The organism is Bacteroides sp. (assembly GCF_019417265.1).
In the GTDB taxonomy this organism is placed as follows: Bacteria; Bacteroidota; Bacteroidia; order Bacteroidales; family Bacteroidaceae; genus Phocaeicola.
Genome location: NZ_DXVR01000079.1, coordinates 1 through 4,735 on the forward strand (window position 1 = coordinate 1; position 4,735 = coordinate 4,735).

7 protein-coding genes are annotated in these 4,735 nt (G+C 39.4%); all 7 read left to right on the forward strand.

The features are described from left to right. The first annotated feature begins 144 nt into the window (after positions 1 to 144). Positions 145 to 1,266: an ImmA/IrrE family metallo-endopeptidase gene (locus tag QZ379_RS09625; protein WP_291563736.1), complete on the forward strand. Its 1,122-nt coding sequence runs from the start codon at positions 145 to 147 to the stop codon at positions 1,264 to 1,266. A 5-nt stretch (positions 1,267 to 1,271) separates the two neighbouring features. Further along, positions 1,272 to 1,754 carry a DUF4411 family protein gene (locus QZ379_RS09630; RefSeq protein ID WP_291563739.1) on the forward strand — a complete coding sequence of 161 codons (483 nt, stop codon included), beginning with the start codon at positions 1,272 to 1,274 and terminating at the stop codon, positions 1,752 to 1,754. Positions 1,755 to 1,839: 85 nt separating this feature from the next. Beyond that, entirely contained in the window at positions 1,840 to 2,199 is a 360-nt protein-coding gene (locus QZ379_RS09635; RefSeq protein ID WP_291563741.1) for a hypothetical protein, read from the forward strand. Positions 2,200 to 2,202: 3 nt separating this feature from the next. After that, on the forward strand, positions 2,203 to 2,616 hold the full coding sequence (locus QZ379_RS09640; protein ID WP_291563743.1) for a helix-turn-helix transcriptional regulator: 414 nt from the start codon (positions 2,203 to 2,205) through the stop codon (positions 2,614 to 2,616). A gap of 11 nt (positions 2,617 to 2,627) precedes the next feature. After that, positions 2,628 to 3,071: a hypothetical protein gene (locus QZ379_RS09645; protein WP_291563745.1), complete on the forward strand. Its 444-nt coding sequence runs from the start codon at positions 2,628 to 2,630 to the stop codon at positions 3,069 to 3,071. Beyond that, positions 3,068 to 3,826, forward strand: coding sequence for a glycosyltransferase family 2 protein (locus tag QZ379_RS09650; protein WP_291563746.1), 759 nt, complete (start codon positions 3,068 to 3,070; stop codon positions 3,824 to 3,826). The genes QZ379_RS09645 and QZ379_RS09650 overlap by 4 nt, the downstream gene beginning before the upstream one ends. A gap of 81 nt (positions 3,827 to 3,907) precedes the next feature. Beyond that, positions 3,908 to 4,735, forward strand: an 828-nt coding sequence (locus QZ379_RS09655) for a DUF262 domain-containing protein (RefSeq protein ID WP_291563748.1), incomplete at its 3' end; no start/stop codon positions are given.

A 4,735-nucleotide genomic window follows, 5' to 3' on the forward strand; every position in this document is an offset into this window, starting at 1 on the left:
TTTTAGACGGGTGCCTGTTGGTGCCCGTCTAAAAGGGGGTACCCTAAAATTGGAAACTTACAACTGTTAGGTTAAATATTGTAATAAAGTAACGTACTTTACAAAAAAAAAATCGTATTTTTGCATTCTAAAAAATGAGAAGAAATGGCAGTAACGAGATTAAATAATATACGACCAGAAATGCTCGTTTGGGCATTTGAAAGAGCTGGCTTCAATGAAGAGAGGGCTGTGAAAGCTTTCCCTAAGTTGGCGTCTTGGCTCTCTGGAGAGAAACTGCCTACTGTAAACCAGCTGCAACAATTTGCCAAGAGATTCTATGTTCCTTTTGGATATCTGTTTTTGCAGAATAAACCAGAAGAAACGATTCCTTTCCCGATGTTCCGTGGTGAAGCTGGAGAAATGAATCGCTTTGATCTCAATGTTTACGATACGGTCACAACGATTCGCACTCGACAGGATTGGTTGGTAGATTATCTTGTAGAGAATGACATTGAGATATGCCAATTGGTGAACAGTATTACGCTGCAAACTCCAATAGGCGAAGCAGTCAATCTTCTCAGAAATAAATTGGATTTGGAACCACGGTGGGCGTTCAGTCTTGCCAGAACAGATGTGGCGGTAGGTCTTCTTACAGAGCGATTGGAGCAGGTTGGCGTGTTCGTTGCCTATAATGGTGTCGTTGGGAATAATACGCAACGTACATTGAAGGTTAGTGAATGTCGTGGTTTTGCATTGGTTGATCGTGTTGCACCGTATGTTTTTGTGAACAGTGCCGACAGCAAGTCTGCCCAATTGTTTACCTTGATTCATGAGGTAGCACATATTATGTTAGGTGTAAGTGCCGGCCATGCTGGTGAGGACTTGGGTGCCCATGATACCTATGAGAGATATTGCGATGCGATGGCAGCAGAATTTCTTGTTCCTGCCCATGTGTTGCGTGAAACTTGGAATCATGACATCAAGAAGCAATCTCGTCAGTTTAAGGTGAGTGAAATAGTTGTAGCTCGTAGAGCCCATGACTTAGGACTATTGAGCGATCAGGCTTATCGGAATTTCTGGATGGAATACAGTCATCGTCCTATAGTTGAGAAGAAAAAAAGTGGTGGCGGAGATTTCTATCTTACCAGTGTAAAAAAAGTAGGAAAACTCTTTGCTATCCATGTGCGCAATGCCGTAAACAGCCGTCAGTTGGAATATACGGAGGCTTATCGTCTAACTGGTCTGTCTGGTAATACCTACCAGCATTTTATGACCCATAATATCTAAGGTCTATGGCATATATTTTTGATACCAACATATTCATTCGTTCAAAGCATGAGATGCCTATGGACTTGTGGCTCACTTTTTGGACTAAGATTGCTGGAATGATAAATTCTGGCAACGTGTTCTCTAACATTCAAGTGAAAGGAGAGATAGATAAAGGTGGTGATGAATTGACCGACTGGATGAAGGTTAATGTTTCTGCTGGATTTTATATTGAGAATGAGCTTGATGTGATGGTCAAGTATGGAGAAGTTATGAATTGGGCTCAATCTAATGCAGTTTACAGACTAGAGGCTGTTTCTGAATTTGCAACAGTGGCAGATGCTTATCTTGTGGCTACGGCAGCTGCAAAGGGATATACGCTCGTAACGAATGAAACTGCTGATCCACAATGCAGGCGCAGAGTGAAAATTCCAGATGTCTGTAATGCATTGGGGGTGAGATTTTGTGACTTGAATACGGTTTTGCGAGAACTGAATATTACGATTTAAGATACTTAACATAGGTTAGCAAGAATGGGATTTTCTACTCTTGCTAACCCATCAATATTTTTTTTAATTGGATTTTACTTTGAATATGGAGCAAAAGAATTTGTTCCTGTTATTGAAGTCCGTATTATGGAATGATGAGTTGTCGGCTCGTTCTGTTCATGATGTGGATTGGGGTGAATTGTATGGGCTTGCCAAGGAACAGTGTTTAATTGGTATAGTCGCAGATTCTTTCCGGTATCTTAGTATCAGATACGGCTCGGCTACTGTAATAATCGGTGGAGGCGGAAATAAAGAATCCAGGACCTATCAGGAAAATCCGAAACTTGACAAGGAGGTTAAAATGTTAAGCAGAATATCTAATATGATAACTTCTGCATTAAGAGATAAAGATATTAAATTGAACGAGGATGGAACTTTCTCGGGAAACCTATTATTAGAGGATTAAAATATGTCGAAAGCAAAAAAAGAATCTGTTCTTGACTTTCTGATAGCTCAGAGAGACGAGAATGAATATGCTAAAGTGGTAAGCCGTATGGGAATTGCTTTAAAAATAGCACAAGCTTTAAAGAATAAGGGAATGACTCAGAAAGAGCTTGCTGAGAAACTGGGCAAAAGACCTTCGGAAATTTCTAAATGGCTTACAGGAAATCATAATTTTACGCATGATACGCTTTTTGATATTCAAACAATTTTGAATATCAGATTGCTTGACGCTGAAATGGAAAGTGTAAATGAATTTATACGAATAGAGCCTGTAAGGATGGAATATAAAGATAAAAAATCTTATGTCTTTCCTGTAAGCATGGAAACTTTTTATTCTTATAATGATAGTAACAAGGGTTATTGTGGAAGCTTTTCATAATATTGGGGCATATGGCAAAAAAGAATGAATTATATTGTACTTTTTTTATAAACGACATACAAGATGTATCGTTTTTTTATAATGTGGATTATGACTGTTCCAGACTTGACGTGAATGATATACAAGTGGGTATGAGTCATTCCATCAAAATAGATAATGAGAAGAATATCGTAGGAGTGCATTTGGGAATAATTTATTTGACAAGCCAAGATAATGTAAAACTATTGGAATATTCGATGAATATCAATTTCAGAATTCCTGAATTAAAGAATATAATTACGGAAGAAGACAACAATATCGTAGTCAAAGATAAAAATATAATTCTGAATCTTCTGAATATTTCTGTCGGTACTTTGAGGGGGGCTTTATTCTTGAAAACTAAAGGTACCGGACTTGAAAGGTTTCCTCTTCCTGTTATTCCGAGTTCTTTATTGAGTAAATCTATCAATAAATGAAAGTTTCTATTATAACATCGTGCTTCAATCGTGAAGCGACTATAGGCCAGGCAATAGAGAGTGTTCTAACACAGGATTATCCGGACATAGAGTATATAGTGGTGGACGGGGCGAGCAAGGACAGGTCGCCGGAGGTGATAAACAGGTATAAGGACCGTATAGCAACTGTTATATCGGAACCGGACCGCGGTATGTATGAGGGTATAAACAAGGGTATAAGGGCTGCCACGGGGGATATAGTGGGGCTGCTGCACAGTGATGACTTCCTCTACTCTACTGATATCATCTCGAAAATAGTTAAGAGGTTTGAACAGACTGGAGCGGACTTTCTGTATGGCGACGGGCTGTTCGTGGATTTCAATAACACTGACCGGGTGGTAAGGAACTGGATTGGTGGATCGTACTCTAAATGGAAGGTGCGCAACGGATGGCTGCCTCTCCATCCTACCTGCTACATCAAGCGGTCGGCAATAGAGCAGAACGGGCTGTATGACGAGAGTTACAAGATAGCGGCGGACTCGGACTTTCTGTTCCGATATCTGTATGAAGCGAATCTGAAGGTGGAATATATGAAGGAGTATATAGTGAGGATGCGAATGGGGGGACTGTCGACGGACAGCAAACGGCGCAGGCAGATGTGGGAGGAGGATATCAGGATGTATCGCTCGCACGGGCTGAACCCTACTATAACGAAACTGGAGAAAATGGCATGGAAGGTGCCGCAGTTTGTATCGGCTAAGCTGAAAAAGTTCTGAAGATGAGAGAGTATAACTTTGGAACTTTTATCAGAAATTTATATTATATTTGTGGACGAAATATAAAAGCTAATGTCCAAAATGAAAATAGAATATTCTCTCCCTACATTCAATCCTGATGATGTAGATATCAGATTGCAATATATTTCTATAATGCAACTGGAAAAGATGATTGAATCCGGAAAACTGTACTTACCTGATGCGGATGATTTGCAAAGAATGTCGAATGCATGGAATGATAAAGAAAGAAGTTCATTCATTGAATCGATTATGGCTAATCTGCCGGGACAGATAATCTATCTGGACGGCAGTAAATCTAAATGGACTATTATAGATGGGCTGCAACGCATCATATCTATTCACAGCTTCTTTAAGGATGGGTTTGTATTGAAAGGCTTGGAATATTTCAAAATGGAATGCGAGAACAAAACTTTTTCGGATATTCCTTTTTACCTGAAAAACAGAATTGAATCGACAAATATTCCGGCTTATGTGGTTAACCCGGGGACACCGAATGCCGTAAAATTCAATATTTTCAAAAGAATAAACAAGATAGGCAAACAGAAAAACAGAGAAGAACTGAGGAATGCTTTTTATCAGGACTCTTTATCGGAATGTATCAGGGAACTGGCTGAATCGAAGGAGTTCCTGACGGCTACTCATAATCTGGTAAGTAAAAACGGTATGGCTGACAGGGAATTGGTAAGCAGGTATTTCGCATTCAGACTTCTATATCCGTTTTTTGATACTACGGAAAGTATGGATGATTTTATTGATAAGGGAATGAATGCTCTTGGGGCGTTATATCAGGATATCTTCGAGAAGGAAATCAGACGGTTCAAAACTATAATGGGAAGGTGTCATGAGTTGCTGAATGATATTACGTTTATTAATTTAAACTCTAAAAGG

Excerpts from the sequence above, each read along its gene's own strand:
- QZ379_RS09640 (WP_291563743.1), top strand. The coding sequence starts at position 2,203 with ATGTCGAAAGCAAAAAAAGAATCTGTTCTTGACTTTCTGATAGCTCAG.
- QZ379_RS09650 (WP_291563746.1), top strand. The coding sequence starts at position 3,068 with ATGAAAGTTTCTATTATAACATCGTGCTTCAATCGTGAAGCGACTATA.
- QZ379_RS09645 (WP_291563745.1), top strand. The coding sequence starts at position 2,628 with ATGGCAAAAAAGAATGAATTATATTGTACTTTTTTTATAAACGACATA.
- QZ379_RS09630 (WP_291563739.1), top strand. The coding sequence starts at position 1,272 with ATGGCATATATTTTTGATACCAACATATTCATTCGTTCAAAGCATGAG.
- QZ379_RS09635 (WP_291563741.1), top strand. The coding sequence starts at position 1,840 with ATGGAGCAAAAGAATTTGTTCCTGTTATTGAAGTCCGTATTATGGAAT.
- QZ379_RS09625 (WP_291563736.1), top strand. The coding sequence starts at position 145 with ATGGCAGTAACGAGATTAAATAATATACGACCAGAAATGCTCGTTTGG.